Source organism: Paenibacillus sp. FSL H8-0537, from assembly GCF_038051995.1.
In the GTDB taxonomy this organism is placed as follows: Bacteria; Bacillota; Bacilli; order Paenibacillales; family Paenibacillaceae; genus Pristimantibacillus.
The window spans coordinates 2,936,166-2,957,972 of the sequence record NZ_CP150290.1; the positions used below are offsets into that span (position 1 = coordinate 2,936,166).

Below are 21,807 nucleotides of genomic sequence, written 5' to 3' on the forward strand. Positions count from 1 at the left end.
GAAGGATGCCAGCCGTTGCTCCGTGAATTATGAAAAATGTTGCGCTTGCGAATTCAATATATGTGGGGGCGCGGGCAGTTATTCGCAGCATCGGCGCAGGATTTGTAGGCAGCGGGCTAAAGGCCCGCTAGCTTAAGCACATGTTCAAGCTTATTTATATTAACGACAATATTATCCGTTCCGACGAAAGGCTTGGGAGGCTGCTCCACTTCGCATACGATTTCATAATAGTCTACGCCAGCATGTGCGCATAGCTTCCAGAAATAGGGGTCGACGAAGGTGGAAGGAGCAAGCTCCAAAAGAGCTGCGCCCGGCTCGCAGAAGGCAATGTTGATGCTGCCGCTCCCGAAGGGGGCGACAATATGCTGCGCTGACGAGAAAATCGCGATTTTCTCTGCGGTAGAGAGCGGAGTGAGTACGATTTCCCTGAAGCCCTTGCCTTTCAGAAAACGGAGAACCTCTTCCTCGTTGGCGACAAAGCGGGCCTGGGCATCCTTACGGGTAATATAGAGGCGCTCGAAGCCTTTTTTGGCTTTTACGCGCCGGTCAGCTTTAAGCCGCTTGGCCATGAAATGCGACGCCCACGGCGGACATTTGCCGACCATCAGCGGCACCGCCGGCACGATCAGGCGGTCGGCGAGCAGATGAAAGTCCGCATCCTCGACCTGAATGCACTTATGGAGCGGAATGCCTAGCATGGCAAGCGATTCATAGTGAAAAGGGTGAAACAGCTTGCCGATGACATATTTGTCTATCGGAATGCCGCTCTTCTCCAGCAAATGGAGCCTCGGCAGCAGATCGAAAAACCAATGTCCGAAAATGTTTTGCGTACATGCCTTGATATGCGGCATGTTCCAGCCCCAAATGAGCGTGGCGACCGTTCCCTTGAAATGCTGCGGCTCCGGAAGCTGCGTGAAATCAATGAGCGGGCAGTCGAGCTCGACATCACGCAGCCGCTTATTGTCCGGCGTAACTACATATGCGTTGCTCGTCACCAGCCGCCCGCCAGGAATGGCCGCTACAAAAGCTTCATCAAAGGCAGAAGCCGTCACCCAGCGTGGCTGATCGATGCCTTTGCCGGCGGGGAGCGTCAACGTTTCAGCCGGGTAAATGACCTGATAATAATAGGAAAGCAGATCGGGAGGGACAGCCGCTTGCTGCGCCCAATCTCTTGTTTTCTCATAAAATTGCTGAGGGATAGTGTAGATAGGGATCGCCTCCTTCAATCCGGATCATGCAGCGCACCTGGTGCGAAGTATCGTTCTGCGCGCTGCATAATGCTTGAAATTGCTAAATATGCTTCCATCGCTAAGCGTAATGATCAGCCAGCTCCTGCTGCCGCTTAATGATCGGCTGGAAGCTGGCTGGGCAGCCTTTAGGGAACAGAACGCCCAAACCGTTGGAATGCTCGAAATGCAGGTGAGGCATCGCCGAAAGCTCCGCCCAGAGCCGGTAAACGCCAAAATCTGCGAGCCGAACCACGGTGTCATGAAATAAAATAATGCCACCCTCCGCAAGCTTGGGAAGCCAAGTCGTATAGTCATGCAGAACAGCCTCGTACACATGGTAGCCGTCAATATGAAGCAGTTGAATCGAACCGTCGGGAAAGGCGGCGAGCGCCTGATCAAAGGTGCCGCGCAGCGGTGTTCCGATACAAGGAAATTCACGGGCGCTTACTGCATTGACCGCAGCGTACATCGAATCATCCAGCGTGCCATAAGCTCCGGTATGGGCATCACCCATCCAAGTATCCACCGCATAACATGCGCTTTTCAACTGAGCATCCTTAATCGCTTGGCAAAAGCTGAAATAGGATGTGCCGTACAGCGTCCCCAGCTCTACAATCAGGCTCGGGCGGGCAAAACGGACAAGATCATAAGCAAATTTTCGATGCCCGGACCAGGCTCCGCCTGCCATAAAGCTTGCGGGCAGCTCAGGTGCCGCATCTGCAATAAATTTCGGGTTGTAAAATGTCCAGTCCATAACATCCTCCTGCCTTGCAAAATAGAAGCATAACTACACTATCCTATGTGGAGCTTGCCAGATAGGATAGGGCAGTTGCGCCAAGTAAAAGCGCACATTTCTCCTTCTCATAGACGTACAGCCGCCGTTGCGTCCGCCTTATCCCTACATACAATGACAACATAAACGAATATATCCGAATGGATGCGAGGTGGAATAGGTTGAGGAGCCGCAGCAGAAAAAGCGGCCGTGCGGGGAAAAGAAGCCCGCGCAGCTCACAAGGCGGCATTCGCCGCCGCACAGCCAGACGCCTTGCGACCCGCGGGCGCAGACATCGCAGGAGCCAGGCGAGGCGTGGAGGGGCGCTGCAGCCTGCCATTATCCGAGGGCAGTGTGCAAAAGCGCGAAATGGCGGGCTCGCAGCGGGTTTAACGGCGAGGCAGGAGCCTGAGCCAGCCGATGAGCTGCAGCAGTTGCAGCGGCTATGGCATAGCTACTGTCTGGCGACGGGCGGGGCAGCTTCCAAATCAGCATATTTGGCCTGTATGAAGGCCTTCATAGAAGGATATTTTGCCGCTACGGGAACCCCGGCGCCGAATTGGGTGCTGCTGCCGACGAACCAGGCCGTTGCGGCAGTGGTGATGGCGATGAATGAAGAGGAATCCATGGCCTCCATGATTCAGCAATTGGAGAGGCTTCCGCTACATGAAATCGTCGTCGTGGTGAACGGCTCAACCGACACGACGGCCAGCAAAGTGCGGGAGAGCGGCAAAGCCGTGCTCATTCATTACGCTGGGGCACTCGGTCATGATGTGGGACGGGCGGTAGGCGCCAGAACAACGGTCTCGGATATTGTACTGTTCGTCGATGCGGATATTCCGGTTGCTGCGGAGCAATTGCTGCCTTTTATTGAGGCAGTCGCTGGAGGGACGGATATGGTGCTCAATAATTTATCTTCCTATATGGGGAATTTCTCAGGTAGAGATGAAGTCATGATGATGAAGGAGTTCGTGAACCGCTCGGTGAATCGGCCCGATCTTACCGTTAATTCCTTGACTGCCGTTCCGCATGCGCTCTCGCGTAAAGCGATTGAGGCTATTGGAGCAGCCCAACTGGCCGTTCCGCCAAAGGCGCAGGCGATTGCGCTCCGATATGGCCTTAAGGTAGGTACAGCGAGCATGGTAGATGTCATTCGACATAATCGGATGCGTCCGGGAAATGTAGGCATGGGCAATCATGTGGCGAGGCTCATCGTAGGCGACCATTTGGAAGCGCTGGAGTGGATGATGAAAGCGGGAAATGCTCGTCTGCAATATGCGGACGTAGTAAGGGATCGCAAAAGTGCTGGCCGAGGAGGGTAATAGATGCTGACCAGTATTATTATTCCGACCTACAACCGTTTGCCGCTGCTGCAGGAAGCGATTTATTCCATTCGCAGCAGTACACCGGAAGACCATGAACTAATCATCGTCGATAATGGCTCAACAGACGGAACGATTGAATATTTGCGCGAGCAGCAAATCACATTCATCGGTCTGCCGCGCAATCAAGGCTTTCCCGCCGCCTGCAATTGGGGGCTGCGTCTGGCCCGCGGTGATCAATTGCTGCTGCTGAACAATGACGTGCTGGTGGCACCTGGTTGGCTGGGCAAGCTGCGACAGGCTTTAGGCAGCAGCAAGCAGATTGGCATCGCGGGGCCGATGTCCAACTTTGTAAGCGGCAAGCAGCAAATTGAAATGCGCGGCAATTATAAGGAGATGGCGGAGCAGCTCGCCGCAGAGTCCGCAGGCGATTATGAGGAGGTCAGCCGATTGGTTGGCTTTTGCCTGTTATTTTCGCGGGAGCTGATGGATCAAATTGGTCTGCTGGATGAGCGTTTCTCGCCAGGACATTATGAGGATGATGACTATTGCTACCGTGCGCGGCAAGCAGGTTACCGTCTGCTGATGGTTAAGGATACATTCGTATTTCATCATGGCAGCGCAAGCTTCAAGCAGGAGGGCCAGGATGCTGTAGAGCGTCTGCTCGCCCGCAACCGGAAGCTGTTTACAGACAAATGGGGCGTGGACCCGCAGCAGTTTATTTGAAATATAGGAAAGGATAGGCTAACGTAATCCTTTCTCTATATTTCTACGCGAAACGGAAGCTTTGCCGCCGAAGGACGGCTTCAGCCGTTTACGCTTGAAATATAGGAAAGGATAAGCAAACGTAATCCTTTCTCTATATTTCTCGGAATGAAACGCGCCGCGTCGCCAAAGGATGGCGACAGCCGTTTCACCTTGAAATATAGGAAAGTATGTGATTATTCCATCCTTTCTCTATATTTCTACGCGAAACGGAAGCTTTGCCGCCGAAGGACGGCTTCAGCCGTTTACGCTTGACCAGATGCAAATTATGCACCAATGCAGGAGGTGTTCAGCATGAAAATGGCGAGAAGACGCAAAACGGCCAGCCTTCCGATTAAGCGGCGGAAGAGACGTGCCGTTTCAAAGAGGAAAAATCGCTCCGCAAAGTCCGCCAAGCCGCAGGCGGCTAAGGAACCTTATGAGGATGGTTATCAAATCGGTCATGAAGAAGGATATAGCAGAGGTTACGAAGATGGAACCAAGCAGGCAGAGGGACAAAGGGAAGACCACTCGCACAGCTGGGAGTCGGCCGAGAGGGCAGGCTACGAGAAAGGGCTGAAAATCGGACGCTACGAAGGCGGCGACGCCATCATCGATGAGCAGCTGCCGGAAGCACATGTACTCCCAGATACATCCGTAGCGCAGGTTATTGCATCAGGCATCGCTGCGCTAGGAGAACGCATCGTCCACCTTTTGACTGCGCAGCAGGTGGCTGAGCGATTGATGGAAGCACTGGAGCAGCGCAAGCCGCTATCTGTCGTGCGACTTGGAGATGGCGAGCTGTTGACGCTAGCACAGGAAAGTGTGCTGCCAACTGAACAGGTTCGCCACGAGGGCGGTTTTTTAGAGTATGCCGGAGTGAAGGTGCCGGACATTGCCGCCCGCGACCGCTTGCTGGCAGCGGTAAAGCGGGCCGACATTGTCGGCATTCCAAAGCTGCGGCAGCCGAACTACCAACGGCTGGCTACGGCCGTTTTTCAAACGTATGGCATTGATTTTCGCAGTAAGGTGCTGACAGATTCGCTCGTCAATTACCGTTTGTATCAAGAAGGACATTTGTCCCGCTTGATGAGAGGACGGAGAGTGCTTGTCATTGGGAATTTGGCGCAGCCGCTAGCCAAAGTGCTTGCTGAGAGCGGCGTAACGGTTGTGGGAGCTGTAGCCCAGGTTCAGGGAATCCATGATGTGGACCGGGCGATGGGGGAAATCAGACAGCATGATTTTGAACTGGCGTTAGTATCAGCAGGCATTGCGGCTGTCATCCTTGCGGATGCAATCGCAGCAGAAATGGGCAGGGCTGCGATTGATTTCGGCCATATGGCTAATTCAATCGTCAAAGGGGAAGCGCCGATTCAGGCTTAAATCGAAGGCAGCCAATTTTATGTAGCCGTCCCGTGAGGGACGGTTGTTTTGCTTTAATGGCCGCAGCAGCTTAGGAAGGAATAGTGCCAATCGTAGCAGTAAGCGACGAGTAAGTGATGTCTGCAGTAGTGCCTACCGCGATGACAATGCCCGATACTGTAACTTGCAGTGCGTACGTGTGATTGCCAGCTGCTAGACCGCCGTTGAAGTACGTGATCGGAATGGCTCTTTCTAAAGAGAACAATCCGAGCAGCGTAATCGCAAGCAAGTCGGAGCTTGTTACTGTAGCTACAATGACGCCATCTTGCAGCAGGTCGACTGTAATGGTTGGGTTGAGCGCTACAACCAGAAGAGCAGTAAAGTTAATGGATACATTAACGGTACCTTCAATAATCACCTGGTTGGAAGTGGCCGTTACCGGAACAATCAGAGTTGCGGCAGTGACAGCAGTAGCAGCAGTTGGGATAGAAGTCGGAACAGCACCTTGGATACCTACAACAGCAGAACCAGGGCCAGCAGGGCCAGTTAATCCCGTTAGACCAGTAGCACCCGTAGGTCCTGTTGGTCCGGTGGGACCAGTAGCACCAGTAAGTCCTGTAAGACCAGTTAGTCCAGTTAAACCAGTTAATCCAGTTTCACCCATAATTGATTCATCTCCTTTCAATCGTATACCACATCATATGTTGGTAGATAGAGATAGCAACGGTATTTGTCCAAGGATAATCGTATATTTTCTAAATTGATAGATTATACCGCGAAAAAAAGCACACACCTCCGCACTCCTCCTTCTATTGCAATACAGGCGGCGATAAATGCCCGATTTGCAGCAAGGGCAGGCAATTCGTCCACTATGAAAGCTCTAGCAAAGCATACGATGTTGAAGAGACGATACTATACTTTCGGAGCCGGCTATGGTAGGAAGGAGCTGCATATTGGCTACACGCACATGTATAATAGAAAGCTATTTATTTTGGGGTGAACCGGTATGAAGGCAGTCATTATGGCAGGGGGAAAAGGAACGCGCTTTTGGCCGAGAAGCACGACGGCAAAGCCGAAGCAGTTCCTTTCCTTAACATCTGGCGAGGCTACAATGCTGCAGGAAACGTACAGCCGTTTTCGCAGCTGCATGCCGGAGGAGGATGTATATGTAGCAGTAAGCCGCAACTATTTGCCGCTTGTTCGGGAGCAGCTGCCACAGCTTAGCGAGGAACAGCTCATTATTGAGCCGGAGCAGCGGGACACGGCGCCTTGCATTGCGCTGACGGCGAGTTTTTTTCAGAAACGGGGCTTAAATGAAGTGATTGTAACGGCTCCCTCGGATCAATATATTCCAGATGCTGCCGAGCTGATGGAGGCGCTGCGGGCAGCAGAGCAAGCGGCGCGCGATGAAGGCGTTGTTGTAACGATGGGGATTGTGCCGACAAGGGCAGAGACGGGATACGGCTATATTGAAGCGGGTGAGCATGAAGATGGCAAATATGGGCCAGGCATTAAGACGGTAAAAGCTTTTATCGAGAAACCGACGCTCTCGCGGGCGGAGGAACTGATTGCGATACCGAATATGTACTGGAACAGCGGTATTTTTATATGGAAGCCGTCAACTATTGCAGGCTACATGCAGCTGTACCAGCCGGATATGTGGCGTGTTTTTGAGCTTGAAGGGGAGCAGCTGGCACATGCGTATGTGCAGCTGCCAAAGCTTTCTATTGATTATGCACTGATTGAAAAGCTGGAACGCCTGTACACGCTGCCGATTGCTTTTACATGGGACGATGTTGGCGTGTGGACCTCGCTTGAACGAATATTCGGGCAGGACAGCGAGGGCAATATTTTGCTGGGCAGCGTCTATCCTACGGCAACGACCAACAGTATTGTTTATACGGAGCGGCAGCGGGTGCTGGTCATTGGCATTGATAATCTAATCGTCGTATCGACAGACGAGGGACTGTTGATTTGTCATAAAACACAGGAGCAGGCGGTTAAGCAAGCGATAGCCGCGATGGATGCTGATCGGGAAGGAGGCATGCCGTGAAAGCATTGATTACAGGCATAACCGGCTTTGCCGGAAGCCATTTGGCAGAGCATTTGCTGGCGCATCAAATGGAAGTGTCAGGCACCGTCAGGAAAACCAGCAGTATTAAGCATATCGCTCATTTGCTGCCGTCTGTCAGGCTATACGAATGCGAGCTGACTAATGAAGCCGATGTGGAAAAAATGATAGCGGACGTTAAGCCGGACATGATTTTTCATCTAGCAGCGCAAAGCTTCGTGCCAAAGTCTTGGGAATCGCCGCTGGCGACGATATACAACAATATTGCCGGGCAAATTCATTTGCTGGAAGCGGTGCGAAAAGCAGGCATTAACTGCAAGCTGCTGCTCGCCTGCTCCAGCGAGGAATATGGCCAGGTAGAAAAGCAGGATATTCCGATTAAAGAAACGACGCCGCTGCGGCCGCTCAGTCCCTACGCCGTCAGCAAAATTACGCAAAATTATTTAGGCTACCAATATTATCGCAGCTATGGCATGCATATTGTATGCATGCGTACTTTCAACCATACAGGACCGCGGCGCGGCGAGCAGTTTGTAACCTCCAATTTTGCAAAGCAGATCGTTGAAATCGAGCGGGGACTGAAGCCGCCCGTTCTATATGTAGGCAATTTGGAGGCGAAGCGTGACTTTACCGATGTGCGCGATGTGGTGCGAGCGTACCGCTTGGCCATTGAAAAATGCGAGCCTGGAGAAGTGTATAATATTGCGTCGGGAAGCTCCCGGGCGATTAGGGAGATGCTGCAGACGCTGGTCGGTCTTAGCAGCAGCACCATTTCGATTCAGGAGGACCCGGCACGGCTGCGGCCTGCGGATGTACCGGAGCTGATTGGCGATTATTCTAAATTTCATCATCGTACAGGCTGGCGTCCGGAAATTCCCTTTGAGCAGACGATGCAGGATTTGCTGAGCTATTGGCGGGCGGAATTAGGTTAGGCTGCGCGCAGGATGACCCAAGCTTGCTGCATACCGCACGCGCTAGGAGAGCTTTTTAGTTCATACCCTCTAGACGGAAAATCGGACGATAGCTTAATCGTTGTCTGATAGAGGTTCAGAGGGTATTATTACGCTGCTGCTATGTTTTTGCTAAGTAGGCCTGAGAGAGAACGGCTGGAAAAAGCAAACTGCCCCAGCATTCACGCCAGAGGCAGTCCGTGTTTCGTTTAATTTTCCAGTTATTATAGAAGCGCAAGCTCGGTCAGGCGTGCCCGAATCATGCTGCCAACCGCCTGCGGTGAATAGGAAGTGTGAATCGTATGCTGCCCCTTCGCTGCAATGGCTGCGCGCCACTCTGGCTCTTGCAAAAGCCTTTGCATATACAAGGCGGCATGATGCACATCGGGTTCGGCCCAAATCTGATACCCCTGATACGGTCCCCAATCGGTACCGACCTGAACCAGCTCGTAATTGACGGGACAGGAGTTGGTCTCGTTCATAAAGTCGGTATTGCCGGACCAGTTCGTGCCGATGACCGGCTTACCCAAATACATTGCTTCTGCGAGGCCCAGTCCAAAGCCTTCGGCGCGATGCAGCGAGACAAAACAATCCGTGACACCCAGCAGCGAGTTGACTTCCACGCGGGAGAAAATCCGATCAATAATATAAATATTGTTATGCTCGGCAGCGAGCTGACGCAGCGCCTCCATATCTTCCGGCCGGAAGTTCGTATTGTTGACCTTGAGTACGAGCCCGACCGTTGGATCATTTTTCGGAAAAGCGAGCCGGAAGGCTTCTACGGCGGCTTGTGGATTTTTACGATTCGTATAGCTCTGTACATCATACATCATCGTGAACAGGAAGCGGCCCTCTGGCAGGCCAAGCGATTCTCTCGTAACCTTTGGAGAAGTCTCAACCTCTACGCCATGAGGGATGATGACGACAGGGATGGGAGATTTCTGCACAACCGAATCAAGCACGAAGCGGCTGGATACCCATACCTCCTGCACCAGCTTGAACGCTGGAACAAACTCTTCGGGAAAATCAGGCAGCTCCCAGTGCCAATAGCCAATATTGTAGCGGTTGTGGAATAGGCTATGTCCAAAATGGTCCTTAGCCGGAGCCATATAATCCGCATTCATATGAAAAAGGTTGGTGTTATAGGAGCGTTCTTCCGTTTTCTTATGCTCCCAGCTCATATCCGACATCCGGGTGGCGACCTGAAGCGGGAAGTTTAAAATGCCGAATGGAATTTCGGCTCGTTCAATCGCTCGCGCCGCGAGTCTGGCCGATTCGCCAATGCCCATTTCCGCATGAATAAAACCGACAAGATTGATGCCCTGTGCGGTCCAAGGCTGTGGATCATGTACCTCTTCGGCAGCAGGATGCTCTTCAGCCTGCCGTGACTGTTTGGCGTGTTGCGATAGGTTAGAGGACGAGCGGTTTTTTGTTTTTCGAAGGCTGCCGTTGCTTTTACGTCTGCGATCGGCCCGCCGTTTAGCGCGCGGTTTGACCGCTTTGCGTTTACGGCGTTTGGCCAGCAGCGTTTTATTGGAAGAGCTGTGCTTCTTGCGTTTGGCGGACGTTTGATGTCGCTTGCGCTTAAGTGATTTGGCCACTTGTTTCCTTCCTTTCTCGTCATTTGCATGTGGATAAATCGTTAGCGGATACGCGCTTGACTATATTGTATTCACGATGGACCTCAGATTCATGGACAATGACCTAATGGATAGTAAAAAGCGGCGTATGACTAGAAGCAGGAACGGCAATAGAGGAGAGATGCCGATCGAGGACGCGTTGCTTTCCACAAAGAGCGCGGGACAGTGTGCGCAGGCCGTGCCGCAATAGAGGCTTGCTGCATAAGAAATAATAGATGGACAACTTGCGAAAAAGAAGGGGGAGGGAGCGATGGTGGCTATGACAAGACAGCAATTTATTGCGGCATTGGTGCCTGCCGTCCTACAAGTACGTCGCGAGGGCTCGCCGATGCTGCCTTCTGTACGGCTGGCGCAATATATTTTGGAAACCGGAGGTGTCATTCATTCCTGGTACAATTTAGGGGGCATTAAAGTAGGAGGAGCTTCGCCGAATGCCTACTGGCAGGGGCAAGCCGTCGTTAAAGGAACATGGGAGCATATCGATGGCCGAAATATAAATACGAGCGCGGCCTTTCGCGCATACAGCAGCGTGTATCATTTTATGAAGGATCAGGATCTGCTGTTTATGAAAACGCGATATGATCGGGTGAGGCTTGCGAAGACGCCAGAGGAACAGGCGCAAATGCTGCTGACCTGCGGCTATGCAACCGATCCGGCTTATGCGGCCAAGCTGATTGCTATCATAAATAGCAATGGGCTGAGGCAATATGATGATCAGGCTTCGGCAGCTGTAAAGACGACGGTGTTTCAGGGAGCGAAGACGGTTCCAATTTTACAAAATGGGATGGTGGAGGTAATTGGCTACGAGCGTAGCGGCACCGTATGGGTGCCAGCGAGAGCTCTTGGCAGTCGCCTCGGCGGGAAAATTGGCTGGACGGGTTCAAAAGTAACGGTAAATAGCCAGGAGCTGGAGTCGCTGCTGGATGAAGGAACGGGGTATGTAACGATGCGTGCGCTGGCTGCTTCCATGAATAAAAAAATCGAATGGGAGCAAAGCACACGCACCGTGACGATTATATAAGGGCGAGGCAGCTATTTTTTGCGCTGGGAGGCTGCCCAGAAAGCAAGCACAATCAGCGGAATCGTTATAAACCAAGGAATGTGAATGGCTCTGCCAGCAACAAAAGCGAAAATAAACAACAGCACGAAGCCGATTATAATATACAGACAGCCTCTTCCGAAAGTATTCATAAAACTGCGCACCTCCTACCATAAGGAACTCATCCCTTATCATACGAAGCAGTCTTTAGCTGGTTGCATGAAAAATAGGAGCTGCGCGAAATTATGCGTTACAGCCAGGTCGTTTTCTCGGAATAAGGCTTGCGTGCAGTCGCAGGCGCTTCTCCTTGCGGATAGCCGATGAAGACGGTGCCAATTATTTTTTTGCCCACTGGGGCTCCGATAAACTCAAACATCCGCTCGTCATGAACGAGGCCGATGCCGCGTGTACGCCATACAAGCCCAAGTCCCAGCGTTTCGGCGGTCAGCCACATAGAGTGAATGGCGCAGGCTGCAGCATATTCATTGTCCTTGGAGGAGGCTTCGTCTCCTTCAACGATATCGGCCGTTACGACGATGGCAAGCGGCGTCGTTTCCAGCACTTTAATAGATTCTTTTACTAAATGCGGCTTGGTAGGGAAACGCTCCTCCAGATAGGTGCGCGCCAATTGCTCATAACGCTGCTTCGCTTCGCCGCGAACGACATAAAAATGCCAAGGCTCCCGCAGGCGGTCGTTAGGAGCGAGCGTTGCAGCTTCCAGCAAAGCGGCAATTTTCTCTTCCTCTACCTCCTGCGGCAAATAATTGCGAACTGCGCGTCTTTGTTTCAAAGCATCAAGCAAGGTAAGGGTAGTCATTATTATCTCTCTCCTTCTATATGGTGCTACAGCATCATCTTCGTATAGCAGGCTGATCCGTTCTCTATAACTATACAGCGGAATAAGCGATGTGGAAAGGCTGAAACGGTTCTCGCTGCAAGATCCGCCTTCCGCATCATTCATTTTTCCATCTGCTGGAGTTGGGATATAATAGGGATAGAGTTACATAAGAAGGGGTTGAACATAATGGGGAGAGCATTTGAAAAATTATTGCCGGAGCATGAGGAGTTTATCGGGCTGCAGCATATGTTTTTTGTAGGATCGGCTCCGCTGACGGCGGAGGGCCATGTGAATATATCTCCGAAAGGCTACGATACATTTCGCATATTGTCGAACCAGGAGGTCGCGTATCTCGATTTGACGGGGAGCGGCAATGAAACGAGTGCGCATGTGCTGGAAAATGGCAGGATGACGATTATGTTTGTAGCCATGGAGGGAAAGCCCGTTATTATGCGGCTATTTGGCACAGGAAATGTTATATTGCCAGGAACCGAGCGCTGGAATGAGCTGATTGGAAGGTTTGAGCTGCTGCCAGGCGCTAGGCAAATGATTGTGCTAAATATTCATAAGGTGACGACAGCGTGCGGTTTCAGCATCCCGTTTTATGACTATCAGGGCGAGCGGGAACAACTGAAGGATTGGGCGGAGAATATAGGTGATCAGAAGCTTGCAGTCTATCAAAATGAAAAAAACAGCTACAGCCTCGATCGGCTGCCTACCCCGCTTGGCATTCAGAGGCAGACAACCGAATCGTAAGCGGCAAGCTGCCTGCTTGTTCATTCGTTATTGATTCACTCACTCATTCATTCGTATAAAGATTGTAACGGGAAAAAAGCTTCCAAATCAGCTCTCTGCGGCTGGATACTTCCGTTTTGGCAAAAATAGATTTGAGATGGTCCTGCACCGTATACGAGGAAATATGCAGGGAACTGGCCAGTTCCTTCGTGGATAGGCCTCGCCATAACCGTTCGACCAGCTGCTTCTCGCGCGAGGTCAGCGCATAAGCCTCGGCAATGATTGGCAAAATATCGCCGGGCTTCGCAAGCTCGAACCAAACGGCAAGCTGAACCGAGCGATCAGCAGTCTGGAGCTTGCTTGCCCGCAGCGATAAGTAGGGGCCATCAGGAATCCGGATACATACTTTTGCAGCGTTCTGTAGCTGCTTGTCCGCGGCATTGGCAGCCAAAGCTCGCGAGCATACAGCGCGGACCGGTCTAGGCAGAGTCTGCTCATCGATATACTCCCACTCGCGGAGCTCCGACAGCCAGCTGTTTGCAGCGTCATTGCTTGATAGTGGCAGCAGCTGCTCGGACAATATTAGAATACCTGGATCGTCATGAAAGGCGGCGCCCTCGCTACCTGGCAGCAGCAAGCTGGCTTTTTTCAAGGTGCGGGCCATGCTTGGCACTAAGGAAGCGATATATAAGCGCTCCTCTTCTTGAAAAAACGGCTCACTGAGCAGCCGAAATAACGTCAAATACCCCCAGCAAGCTCCATCCACCGTAAGTGCTGCACGAAGCTCATCTCCAAAGCCGGCAGGCTGCAGCACCTTCATAGATTTGAGGCTTCGGCTTAAATCGCCCTCGGTTGCACCGCTTAATGTTGCAACAGGCTCCGCAAGCTTGGCAAGCTCCTCATACGAGTTGAAATCTTCCCTTAAATATTCATATTCAAACAATAGATGATGAATGGCCTCTACGCCTTCCTCCGTAACTGCGCCAGTAGACAGCATCGTATGCGGATCGACAAGCGTACAGCATGCGGCTGCAAAAGGCATCGTCGTTCGCAGCTCTGCAAGCAGCCTCTCTCTGTATTCGCTGGAGCGAAGGTTAGCTTCTTCTAATTTGGCGAGCTGTTTCCGTACACTTTCTCTTTGCTTGTTCATTCCAGCTCTCCTGATTACCCACATTTATGGGATAGTGATTTTGAGGCGGCCCGATATAATTAACATTAATTACAGCTTACATTTTACAGAATACCCGCCGAATTGAAAAGAGCGAACCATATACATAGTTGAAGGGAGAGCTGTACCGATGAATGAGAAGCAGCAGCAGAAGGCGATGAGTTGGAATGATCCCCAAGTGGAGGGATACGGACGAACGATTTCTTTGAAAATACCAGGCTATTTTATGCTATATGATATGACGGACCGTTTAATGAACGCGATGCTTGGCCCTGAAAGGGAACAGGACATATTAGTCGTTGGTGCAGGCGGCGGGCAGGAGATTGTGACGCTTGGCGGTGCGCATCCAGCGTGGAGCTTTACCGGGGTTGATCCGTCTGCGCGCATGCTGGCTATAGCAGAGCAGCGCATCCTGATGGAGCGATTGGAAGCGGGAGTAACGCTGCACGAGGGAACGGCAGACGAGCTGCCGAAGGACAAGCTGTACGATGCAGCGACTTCCCTGCTGGTACTGCATTTTATAAAGGGGCTTGATCAGAAAAGGGAGCTGCTGCGCAGTATAGCCGAACGTTTGAAGCCGGGAGCACCGTTATTTATTGCTGCAATAAGCTGTGATCGTCAGGAAGAAGCTTTTGCCGTCCAAATGAGCGCTTGGCAAAGCCACATGCTGGATAATGGCATTCCGCTTGAGGATTGGGAGCGATTTGCCGCCTCTCTCGGTGCCGAATCAGATCCCGTGCCGCCAGAGCAGGTGGAAGAGCTGCTTCGGGAAGCAGGCTTTAGCCATATTTCAAAATTTTTCGGTTCCTACCTTATTACAGGATGGTTTGCTGTCAAAGCAGATGAGCAGCACAACATAGAAGAGAAGAGGCAGGACAAATGAAACAAGACATCGTTGTTATAGGCGGCTACGGCCATGTGGGCGGAGATATAAGCAAGCAGCTCGGAGCAAATTTTCCAGGAAAAGTGTATGCGGCGGGCAGAAGCCTAGAGCGAGCGAAGCAATTCGCGGACCAAACGGGCGGCCAGGTGAAACCAATGGCATTTAATTTAACCAACTGGAAGCAAGAGATGGATTTCGAACGAGTGAAGCTCGTTGTCATGTGCATGGATCAGACGGATGATGCTTTTGTACAGGCTTGTCTGCGGAGTGGAACGCATTATGTGGATATTTCAGCGTATGGTCCTTTCCTGACCAGCTTAGAGAAGCATACAGAGGAAGCTGCACAGGCACAGGCGACAGCTGTGCTGAGTGTCGGGCTAGCGCCAGGGGTAACGAATTTGCTTGCTCGCAAGGCGCAGCAGGAGCTGGATCAGCTGGATAGCGTAGATATCGCGATTATGCTTGGACTCGGCGATCAGCATGGCAAGGCGGCGATAGAGTGGACGGTAGACAGCATTGGCCGTGCATTTTCCATTGTTGAAAATGGCGGGGTCACGCAGACGGTCAGCTTTAGCGGCGGCAAACGCACCGACTTTGGCAAGGAGCTGGGCAGCCGCATGGCTTACCGTTTCCCGTTCTCCGATCAGCAGTCGCTGCCAAGAACGCTGAAAGTGCCGACCGTATCGACAAGGCTCTGCTTCGATTCAGGTGTGGTGACCCGCTTGGTCGCATGGATACGCGCAACGGGATTATTCCGGCTGCTGAAGGTTAAATGGATTCGCTCTGCCGCTGTGAGCAGCTTTGGGATGATGCGATTTGGCTCAGACGGCTATGCGGTTAAAGTAGATGGCTGGGGAATGAAAAATGCTGCGAAGAAGCATGTTCAATATTTGGTGGACGGTTCCCATGAGGCGGCAGCGACCGCTAAAGTGGCGACCGCTGTTGCCACCGCTGTGTATGAAGGCGGCCTTCCAGGCGGTGTATTCCATACGGAGCAGCTATTTGAGCTGGTGAAGAGCGGCAAAGGCAAAATTGCCCTGCAAGCCGCTGCGGGCATTACGAAACGACCGCAGATCATTGAAGGCTTGAGATATGACAGCTGGGAGTAAGGCTGGCCCGATATCACGGTCGTTATAATGAGTTCAAGCCCAAACGGCGGATCATATCGGCTTGTTGTCCGCTGATGACCTGCAGCCCAGATTTTTCGGCTGCTGTTTCTGTTGCGCTAGCTTGGGTTCGTTTAGTGCTGGCAGAGGTTGATGGCTTTGCTTGCTTTTTGCTTTTAGCAGCCGTTGTTGAGAAAGGCGTGTAACCGCGAGCATGCATTTTGCCGATTTTATAGCCTTTGGCGAGCGCAAGCTCGGTAGGGCCTAGCTGCTGCTCCTGCTCAAGCAATCTTGCTAAAATTAACGCAGCCGCTCTCGCATCATCAAGCGCATCATGGTGATTTAACGGAATTTGATAATGACTAGCTAACACGTTCAAACGATAGGAAAGCATGTTCGGCAGCAGTTTTTTGCTAAGCTGATAGGTGCAATAATAATGAAAGGCCGGATAAGTCAGGGCCGCATCATCTAGGCAATAACGCAGGACGCTCATATCAAAGGAAGCATTATGCGCGACTACCTGCTTATTTTTTAATAATGGCGCAAGTATAGGCCATAGCTCGGAAAAAGTAGGGCTGTCCGCCACCATAGCCGGAGTGATGCCGTGAATTTCGATGTTCATCCGGTCAAAATGCTGCTGCGGATTAATGAGCCAAACCTGCTCGAAAACGATTTTTCCGCCCTGCACCTCGACGATGCCGACCGCGCAGGCGCTGGAGCGATTGGAGTTGGCGGTTTCAAAGTCAATTGCCACAAAGTCCATGGTGCATCCCCTTTAAATTGGTGTAAGTTTTTTAATTCTTACTTTGAATTATACAGGATGTCCGCAGCCTTTTGGCCATCTTCCAACCTTTTTCTTGTCGTGAAGGTATAAACATCCGCAAAACGGACAAAATAAAATTATCGGCGTCGCAAGATGTCGTAGACAACCGCGGAGAAGACTTACGTTCCCCATAAGCTCTTCGTCCGGTTTCTCCTCTCCCATGAATAGAGCGTCCCGAAAGGGGCGCTCGATTTTTTTGTGTTTTATTTTACAGAAGCATCCTGCGCAATAAACCATACACCTGTTTCCTGCGAGGATTTAACGGTGTATACAATGCCATTGCGCTCAGTAGATTTATTTAAGTTATACATATCAACATTGCTGTCCATCATGCCCAGCTCCTCAAAAATATTTCCGCTTTCATTGGTTTCCAGATCAGGATTAGTTGCCCCGATTAAAGCTCCGAATGACAAAATCAAATTAGCGCCCGATTGAGCAGTTCCATCACCAGAACCCATAATAAGAAGCTCTTTAATAGCTCCTGTATCTTTATTTACAAACCCATTAAGGTAGATGGAGTCTGTGAGCTGATGCTGAAAGCCGGAACCTTCTATTTTCAAAGACTTAACGGTAAACTTGGCTCCGAGCGCCTCTGATGCTTTATTGAAAGCTTTACGGAAGCTCTCTACATCTTGAGCCACGACACCTTCAGCCTTTGCCTTTTCGGTCTTAGAAGTTTCTTCCTTCTTAGAGTCTGCTGCATTGCTCGCTGTTTCAGATGCGGTTTTGGTTTCATTTTTGGAACTTTCTGCGTTTGTGGCGGCTGGAGTATTGCTTGTATCTTTATTCAAATTACCTACAGTTCCTACGAATAGGACGATGATTACCCAGAACCACCATTTTTTATAAATCGGTTTTCTTTGCTGCATGTTCATATCCCCCTATGATCTCTCTATGCTCTGTGCAGCTATTCCGACTTGGACGATGTCTTTTCTAGCTGACTTTCATTGCTTTTCACCGAGGCGCTGCCTGCGGCATCCTCATCGCGCAGCTGGCCATTTACAAGACCGGCAAGCAGGATGACGGTGATTACCCAAAACAACCATTTTTTATAAAACGGCTGGCTCTTCATTGTTCATGCTCCTATCGTATATTTGTGTATAAAATGATATAAATTCAACTGTTTAACTGGAAGGTGACTTCCATCTTTTTCGAACCGGTTTGGGCTTCGCCTGTACTCGTTAATGCCATTTTACCGGTAGCGAGTTTAGAGGAAGCCTTCTCGTTCTTGACGACATCTACAAACACCGAATTGACGATTTGCGATTTAGTAAGTGCGATTGAGCAGGCATGCTGCACAAGCTTTTTAAGCTCTTGTTGATTGGCAGTCAGCGTACTGAGCGTAACATGCCAAATACCAGAGTCATCCATATGTTCATCCGTTATTTCGTAAACAGGCAGTTGCACTTCTGGAGAAGGGGAAAAGGATGTCAGTTGCTCCGCACTCGTTGTTATTGAAAGGGGAGCTGGCACCCCATCCGCTATTTGCTGATCTTTATTCCCTGTATAAATGATCCCAACCACACTGCCTGCCAAGAGAACGACAATGATAAATCGGGTCTGATTGAACAACAGCTTTCTTCGTTTCAATTGTAACGACTCCTATACTAAAAATTACTTGAATTGCTCGCGAACCCCTTCAAAAGCAGCTTTCATATCATCGCTAGCTGCGGTTGAAATGAATCCAAAGCTGAATTTATCTTCTATAATAAGGCCGATAAATTCTTTATCCCCGTCTCCTTTTACCAAAGTCAGGGTACCCTTCGTTCCGTCTTTTTCATAGTCGACCGTTTCCACAACTTTCGGATTCAAAAAATGATCCTTCTCATCAATAACCGCAGATGCGGCAAATACAAATATGCTTTGAACATCAGGATGCATATGCTCCTGGGCAAATTTCTTTCTGGCTTCTACATCGGTTTCATTATAGTAGGAGTTAATATAACCAAGCGTAAGCTGCTCGCTTACGTTCAAGTCTTTTTCAGGCTCGGCGGTCGGTGCGGCAGTTGCCTCGGTTTCCGGTGAAGGAGATGCTGAGGTTTCAATCGTTGCCGAAGGGCTAGGTGATGCAGTAGAGACTTCTTCCGATGAGCATCCGCTCAGAACGCCAAGAGCGACCGCCGTTATTAGGCCATAACTGATCTTTTTGTAAAATGTTTTTCTCGTTTGCAATGTGTCCGCTCCCTTTATCGTTGTTTCGACACCAATATACTACAAAAGAGATGTTTTGGCGAGATGTGGAAGAGGAAGTAGAGAGTATAGTAGTTTTTATCAATCCACCTACTCTTCGCTTCCAGGTTTTACTCCCTGCACAAAGATAGTTGGCGGACACAGCAGCCGCTATTTTGACAGAATCACATGTTTAGGCAAGCTGGCGGACTCAGGGGACGTTAATACGCTGCAAATAGCCATTTTGACAGGTTAATGAGGGTCATAACGAATTTCCTGTCCGCATACGGCATAAAATCGGATTAAAAGCCAGCATAGCGGAACCTCAGTCCTACAAAATATGCAGGCTGTGTCCCGAGTCACTTGGTGTCAACAACAATTGCGGGCTGTGGTTTTTTATTCCTTCAGAAGCTGTAAATTGGTGATAGCCGAGCATTTTTAACAAAAGCTTTAACCTCTTTAATATCCCATGGCAATTATGGTACGATAGGCGAGGATAGCGAATAAAGGGGGCATTTGGCAGTGAGAGTCATTGCGGGCGCAGCCAAGGGACGACCGCTGAAGGCGGTGCCTGGCAACAATACAAGACCTACGACCGATAAGGTGAAGGAAGCGATTTTCAGCATGATAGGGCCTTTTTTTGACGGGGGCGTTGCGCTGGATTTGTTTGCTGGAACCGGAGGGCTTGGCATAGAGGCTTGGAGCAGAGGGGCCGAGCGGACGATTTTTATCGATCAGGAGAAAAATAGCATCGACATCATTCGCCACAATACGCAGGCGGCCGGCATGGGGCAGGAAGCGGAAATTTACCGCAACGATGCGGAGCGGGCATTAAAGTTGTTGGAAAAGCGTGGAATCGCTTTCTCGCTTGTTTTTCTGGACCCGCCATACCGAATCATAACGGCGGACAAGCTCATGACTTACATGGCTGACCACGGCATGCTTGAAGATGGGGCAACTATTGTCGTTGAACATGACGCAGCCCATACCTATGAGGAGCAGTGGAGCGGCTTTTTTCAATTGAAAAAAAACAAATACGGCGACACGGCAGTAACTATTTATCGCTACGAGCCGAATGAAGCTCAAAATGGAGGACTTAACGATGCAGACGAATGACCAGATTCGCGTAGCCGTATACCCCGGAAGCTTTGACCCGGTCACTTTTGGGCATTTGGATATTATCCGCCGTTCGGCGAAGCAGTTCGACCATTTAATAGTAGCGGTGCTGAATAATACGAGCAAAAACCCGCTTTTCAGCTTGGAGGAGCGCAAGGAAATGATCACCGAGTTGACATCGGATCTGACGAATGTTTCGGTTGAAAGCTTCCGCGATTTGCTCGTGCGTTTCATGAAGTCCCGCAACGCCAACGTGATTGTACGGGGCATTCGCTCTGTAACCGATTTTGAGTATGAGCTTACGCTGGCATCGACGAACCGGCTGCTTGATGAGGACATTGATACGATTTTTATGATGACCGATCCGAAGTACTCTTATCTCAGCTCCAGTATTGTGAAAGAGATCGCGCAGTTTCAAGGTGCGGTGTCTGAGCTCGTTCCGTCCGCGGTGGAGAAGCGCCTGACTGAGAAGTACAAGTCGAAGCAGTAGATATTAATCGCTCAGCAAAGCTATTTCTGTAGCTGAAGCTGAGCATTATTTGGGTATGTCAGCCTCTCTTCGTGCCAGCATATACAGCGCTGCGAGCAGAAGCATGAGCAGCGCTGATGCAGCCAAAGTGTAGGGCCACAGATTAGGGAAATGCTGCGTGTGAAAATAGCCCGGAACCGGGCTGTTCATCCACGCCCCGTTTGATGAAACGGCTGGCAGCGCACTAGCGGCTAGCCGCCAAAAATCAAAAGGGGCGCTGGCGAGCAGCAGCTGTGCCGGCTTCCACAATAGCACCACGAACCAAGCGGCATGGGCGGCATGAAGCAGCTTGGCTCCAGCGAGCGGGAGGAGCTTAAGGTCTGTCCCGCTTGTAGAATAGCCTGCCTGCAGCAGGCCGCTGATGCCGCTCCAAGCGAGTATCGCGGCGGTGATAGCGGCGCTCAGCACAGGTGCGAGGCTCGGTGCTTCCAGCACGGCAGCTGTGTAGGTGCCAATATGGCTTTCCAGCAGCGCGGGCAGGAAGAGCGCTTCCCACCAGCCTCCTGAGCTTATAAAAAGCCAAAGCGGCTGCATAAGCCGGGCGATGACAGCGGTGAAAATAATCAGGCCGCCAATCAGCATCAGCTTCTGCACGCCGCTGGATACGGCTTCGCCGAGCGCCCGCCCGAAGCCGCGGCCGTCGCTTTCCCGCGCGGCGGTGATGGCCTTGGCCGCCCGCTCAAATAAGCGGGCTTCCTGCACCTGGGCGGCGCGGGCCGGCAAAGCCTCGGACCTGCTGGTCAGCAGCAGCAGCCAGGCTGTCCAAAGCGCAGCCAGCCAGACGGCTGCTGCGATCAACAGCCCCAGCTCCGGCTGATGCATAAAGCCTGCGCCGAGAACGACAAGCATGAAGATGGGATTCGGCATATGTGAAAAGGCGAGCAGCCGCTGGCCTTCTTGGAGCGTAACCTGCCCATGCCTGCGAAGCACGGCTGTCGTTTCGGCACCGGCGGGAAAGCCGGATAGCCAGCCGAATAGCAGGGGGAGCGCTGCCTCTCCAGGAAGCCGGAATAAGCGGCGCATGAGCGGCTGGAGCAGCACGCCGATTCCATGTACGAGGCCAAAGGCGGTAATGAGCTCGAATAGGACGAGAAAAGGCAGCAGCCCAGGGAAAACAATATTCCACCATAGGGTCAATCCTTGAAGGGAAGCTTGAAAGGCTGCTTCTGACTGGTAGATAACAGCTCCGACCAGCAGAATGGACGCTAGCGCTGCGAGCAAGGTTTTAGCCACTGGACGATCAACTCCATTTCAGGTCATCGTAGGGAATTGCATGATTTCGATAAGTGCACACACAAATTTTCAGCTGCG

The 21,807-nt window shown here is 51.2% G+C and carries 24 protein-coding genes; 11 read left to right on the forward strand and 13 right to left on the reverse strand.

Going from position 1 to position 21,807, the window contains the following annotated elements; all coding sequences use genetic code 11:
- Window positions 1–116: 116 nt before the first annotated feature.
- The gene (locus MHB80_RS12390; protein ID WP_341282417.1) at window positions 117–1,226 is read right to left on the reverse strand and encodes a glycosyltransferase family 61 protein; all 1,110 of its coding nucleotides are present in this window, start codon (window positions 1,224–1,226) and stop codon (window positions 117–119) included.
- Window positions 1,227–1,308: 82 nt separating this feature from the next.
- Window positions 1,309–1,983, reverse strand: a complete 675-nt coding sequence (locus MHB80_RS12395; RefSeq protein ID WP_341282418.1) for a class I SAM-dependent methyltransferase — start codon at window positions 1,981–1,983, stop codon at window positions 1,309–1,311.
- 200 nt (window positions 1,984–2,183) lie between these two features.
- On the opposite strand from MHB80_RS12395, the gene MHB80_RS12400 reads away from it, so the two are divergent.
- The 3 genes from MHB80_RS12400 (at window position 2,184) to MHB80_RS12410 (ending at window position 5,450) form a co-directional block, all read left to right on the forward strand.
- Window positions 2,184–3,323, forward strand: a complete 1,140-nt coding sequence (locus tag MHB80_RS12400) for a glycosyltransferase (RefSeq protein ID WP_341282419.1) — start codon at window positions 2,184–2,186, stop codon at window positions 3,321–3,323.
- 3 nt (window positions 3,324–3,326) lie between these two features.
- The gene (locus tag MHB80_RS12405; RefSeq protein WP_341282420.1) at window positions 3,327–4,049 is read left to right on the forward strand and encodes a glycosyltransferase family 2 protein; all 723 of its coding nucleotides are present in this window, start codon (window positions 3,327–3,329) and stop codon (window positions 4,047–4,049) included.
- Between the two features lie 333 nt (window positions 4,050–4,382).
- Window positions 4,383–5,450: a GT-D fold domain-containing glycosyltransferase gene (locus tag MHB80_RS12410; protein WP_341282421.1), complete on the forward strand. Its 1,068-nt coding sequence runs from the start codon at window positions 4,383–4,385 to the stop codon at window positions 5,448–5,450.
- A gap of 70 nt (window positions 5,451–5,520) precedes the next feature.
- On the opposite strand, the gene MHB80_RS12415 is transcribed toward MHB80_RS12410, so the two are convergent.
- Entirely contained in the window at window positions 5,521–6,093 is a 573-nt protein-coding gene (locus tag MHB80_RS12415; RefSeq protein ID WP_341282422.1) for a hypothetical protein, read from the reverse strand.
- A gap of 342 nt (window positions 6,094–6,435) precedes the next feature.
- Between MHB80_RS12415 and MHB80_RS12420 the strand changes: the two genes are divergently transcribed.
- Both MHB80_RS12420 and MHB80_RS12425 read left to right on the forward strand, forming a co-directional pair.
- The gene (locus tag MHB80_RS12420; RefSeq protein WP_341282423.1) at window positions 6,436–7,482 is read left to right on the forward strand and encodes a sugar phosphate nucleotidyltransferase; all 1,047 of its coding nucleotides are present in this window, start codon (window positions 6,436–6,438) and stop codon (window positions 7,480–7,482) included.
- On the forward strand, window positions 7,479–8,432 hold the full coding sequence (locus MHB80_RS12425; protein ID WP_341282424.1) for a GDP-mannose 4,6-dehydratase: 954 nt from the start codon (window positions 7,479–7,481) through the stop codon (window positions 8,430–8,432). The genes MHB80_RS12420 and MHB80_RS12425 overlap by 4 nt, the downstream gene beginning before the upstream one ends.
- Before the next feature lie 242 nt (window positions 8,433–8,674).
- Here the strand turns inward: MHB80_RS12425 and MHB80_RS12430 are convergent, their stop codons facing one another.
- A complete protein-coding gene (locus MHB80_RS12430; RefSeq protein WP_341282425.1) occupies window positions 8,675–10,051 on the reverse strand; it encodes a glycosyltransferase family 4 protein in 1,377 nt (458 codons plus the stop codon).
- Between the two features lie 289 nt (window positions 10,052–10,340).
- Between MHB80_RS12430 and MHB80_RS12435 the strand changes: the two genes are divergently transcribed.
- Entirely contained in the window at window positions 10,341–11,111 is a 771-nt protein-coding gene (locus MHB80_RS12435) for a glucosaminidase domain-containing protein (RefSeq protein WP_341282426.1), read from the forward strand.
- A gap of 11 nt (window positions 11,112–11,122) precedes the next feature.
- On the opposite strand, the gene MHB80_RS12440 is transcribed toward MHB80_RS12435, so the two are convergent.
- Window positions 11,123–11,281, reverse strand: coding sequence for a hypothetical protein (locus MHB80_RS12440; protein ID WP_341282427.1), 159 nt, complete (start codon window positions 11,279–11,281; stop codon window positions 11,123–11,125).
- A 98-nt stretch (window positions 11,282–11,379) separates the two neighbouring features.
- Window positions 11,380–11,946, reverse strand: coding sequence for a nitroreductase (locus MHB80_RS12445; protein WP_341282428.1), 567 nt, complete (start codon window positions 11,944–11,946; stop codon window positions 11,380–11,382).
- Window positions 11,947–12,153: 207 nt separating this feature from the next.
- Here MHB80_RS12445 and MHB80_RS12450 point away from each other — a divergent pair, with 207 nt between their 5' ends.
- Complete coding sequence (locus MHB80_RS12450) at window positions 12,154–12,723, forward strand: pyridoxamine 5'-phosphate oxidase family protein (protein WP_341282429.1); 570 nt, start codon at window positions 12,154–12,156, stop codon at window positions 12,721–12,723.
- A gap of 43 nt (window positions 12,724–12,766) precedes the next feature.
- Here MHB80_RS12450 and MHB80_RS12455 read toward each other — a convergent pair whose 3' ends face one another.
- Complete coding sequence (locus MHB80_RS12455; protein WP_341282430.1) at window positions 12,767–13,852, reverse strand: helix-turn-helix transcriptional regulator; 1,086 nt, start codon at window positions 13,850–13,852, stop codon at window positions 12,767–12,769.
- A gap of 148 nt (window positions 13,853–14,000) precedes the next feature.
- Between MHB80_RS12455 and MHB80_RS12460 the strand changes: the two genes are divergently transcribed.
- Window positions 14,001–14,753 carry a class I SAM-dependent methyltransferase gene (locus MHB80_RS12460; RefSeq protein ID WP_341282431.1) on the forward strand — a complete coding sequence of 251 codons (753 nt, stop codon included), beginning with the start codon at window positions 14,001–14,003 and terminating at the stop codon, window positions 14,751–14,753.
- Window positions 14,750–15,862 (forward strand): saccharopine dehydrogenase NADP-binding domain-containing protein, encoded by a 1,113-nt coding sequence (locus tag MHB80_RS12465; protein ID WP_341282432.1) that lies wholly within the window; start codon window positions 14,750–14,752, stop codon window positions 15,860–15,862. Before MHB80_RS12460 ends, MHB80_RS12465 begins: the two co-directional genes overlap by 4 nt.
- Before the next feature lie 22 nt (window positions 15,863–15,884).
- Here the strand turns inward: MHB80_RS12465 and MHB80_RS12470 are convergent, their stop codons facing one another.
- The 5 genes from MHB80_RS12470 to MHB80_RS12490 form a co-directional block, all read right to left on the reverse strand.
- Complete coding sequence (locus MHB80_RS12470; protein ID WP_341282433.1) at window positions 15,885–16,622, reverse strand: 3'-5' exonuclease; 738 nt, start codon at window positions 16,620–16,622, stop codon at window positions 15,885–15,887.
- Between the two features lie 263 nt (window positions 16,623–16,885).
- Complete coding sequence (locus MHB80_RS12475; RefSeq protein ID WP_341282434.1) at window positions 16,886–17,551, reverse strand: hypothetical protein; 666 nt, start codon at window positions 17,549–17,551, stop codon at window positions 16,886–16,888.
- A gap of 38 nt (window positions 17,552–17,589) precedes the next feature.
- Complete coding sequence (locus tag MHB80_RS12480) at window positions 17,590–17,754, reverse strand: hypothetical protein (RefSeq protein ID WP_341282435.1); 165 nt, start codon at window positions 17,752–17,754, stop codon at window positions 17,590–17,592.
- A gap of 44 nt (window positions 17,755–17,798) precedes the next feature.
- A complete protein-coding gene (locus tag MHB80_RS12485) occupies window positions 17,799–18,272 on the reverse strand; it encodes a hypothetical protein (protein ID WP_341282436.1) in 474 nt (157 codons plus the stop codon).
- A gap of 24 nt (window positions 18,273–18,296) precedes the next feature.
- On the reverse strand, window positions 18,297–18,854 hold the full coding sequence (locus MHB80_RS12490) for a hypothetical protein (RefSeq protein ID WP_341282437.1): 558 nt from the start codon (window positions 18,852–18,854) through the stop codon (window positions 18,297–18,299).
- Window positions 18,855–19,373: 519 nt separating this feature from the next.
- Between MHB80_RS12490 and rsmD the strand changes: the two genes are divergently transcribed.
- Window positions 19,374–19,967, forward strand: coding sequence for a 16S rRNA (guanine(966)-N(2))-methyltransferase RsmD (rsmD, locus tag MHB80_RS12495; RefSeq protein ID WP_341282438.1), 594 nt, complete (start codon window positions 19,374–19,376; stop codon window positions 19,965–19,967).
- Window positions 19,954–20,457 (forward strand): pantetheine-phosphate adenylyltransferase, encoded by a 504-nt coding sequence (gene coaD / locus MHB80_RS12500; protein WP_341282439.1) that lies wholly within the window; start codon window positions 19,954–19,956, stop codon window positions 20,455–20,457. Before rsmD ends, coaD begins: the two co-directional genes overlap by 14 nt.
- A gap of 45 nt (window positions 20,458–20,502) precedes the next feature.
- Here coaD and MHB80_RS12505 read toward each other — a convergent pair whose 3' ends face one another.
- The gene (locus MHB80_RS12505; RefSeq protein WP_341282440.1) at window positions 20,503–21,729 is read right to left on the reverse strand and encodes a nucleoside recognition domain-containing protein; all 1,227 of its coding nucleotides are present in this window, start codon (window positions 21,727–21,729) and stop codon (window positions 20,503–20,505) included.
- Window positions 21,730–21,807 lie beyond the last annotated feature (78 nt).

Excerpts from the sequence above, each read along its gene's own strand:
- MHB80_RS12395 (WP_341282418.1), bottom strand. The coding sequence starts at position 1,983 with ATGGACTGGACATTTTACAACCCGAAATTTATTGCAGATGCGGCACCT.
- MHB80_RS12405 (WP_341282420.1), top strand. The coding sequence starts at position 3,327 with ATGCTGACCAGTATTATTATTCCGACCTACAACCGTTTGCCGCTGCTG.
- MHB80_RS12410 (WP_341282421.1), top strand. The coding sequence starts at position 4,383 with ATGAAAATGGCGAGAAGACGCAAAACGGCCAGCCTTCCGATTAAGCGG.
- MHB80_RS12415 (WP_341282422.1), bottom strand. The coding sequence starts at position 6,093 with ATGGGTGAAACTGGATTAACTGGTTTAACTGGACTAACTGGTCTTACA.
- MHB80_RS12420 (WP_341282423.1), top strand. The coding sequence starts at position 6,436 with ATGAAGGCAGTCATTATGGCAGGGGGAAAAGGAACGCGCTTTTGGCCG.
- MHB80_RS12435 (WP_341282426.1), top strand. The coding sequence starts at position 10,341 with ATGGTGGCTATGACAAGACAGCAATTTATTGCGGCATTGGTGCCTGCC.
- MHB80_RS12440 (WP_341282427.1), bottom strand. The coding sequence starts at position 11,281 with ATGAATACTTTCGGAAGAGGCTGTCTGTATATTATAATCGGCTTCGTG.
- MHB80_RS12445 (WP_341282428.1), bottom strand. The coding sequence starts at position 11,946 with ATGACTACCCTTACCTTGCTTGATGCTTTGAAACAAAGACGCGCAGTT.
- MHB80_RS12450 (WP_341282429.1), top strand. The coding sequence starts at position 12,154 with ATGGGGAGAGCATTTGAAAAATTATTGCCGGAGCATGAGGAGTTTATC.
- MHB80_RS12455 (WP_341282430.1), bottom strand. The coding sequence starts at position 13,852 with ATGAACAAGCAAAGAGAAAGTGTACGGAAACAGCTCGCCAAATTAGAA.
- MHB80_RS12460 (WP_341282431.1), top strand. The coding sequence starts at position 14,001 with ATGAATGAGAAGCAGCAGCAGAAGGCGATGAGTTGGAATGATCCCCAA.
- MHB80_RS12465 (WP_341282432.1), top strand. The coding sequence starts at position 14,750 with ATGAAACAAGACATCGTTGTTATAGGCGGCTACGGCCATGTGGGCGGA.
- MHB80_RS12470 (WP_341282433.1), bottom strand. The coding sequence starts at position 16,622 with ATGGACTTTGTGGCAATTGACTTTGAAACCGCCAACTCCAATCGCTCC.
- MHB80_RS12475 (WP_341282434.1), bottom strand. The coding sequence starts at position 17,551 with ATGCAGCAAAGAAAACCGATTTATAAAAAATGGTGGTTCTGGGTAATC.
- MHB80_RS12480 (WP_341282435.1), bottom strand. The coding sequence starts at position 17,754 with ATGAAGAGCCAGCCGTTTTATAAAAAATGGTTGTTTTGGGTAATCACC.
- coaD (WP_341282439.1), top strand. The coding sequence starts at position 19,954 with ATGCAGACGAATGACCAGATTCGCGTAGCCGTATACCCCGGAAGCTTT.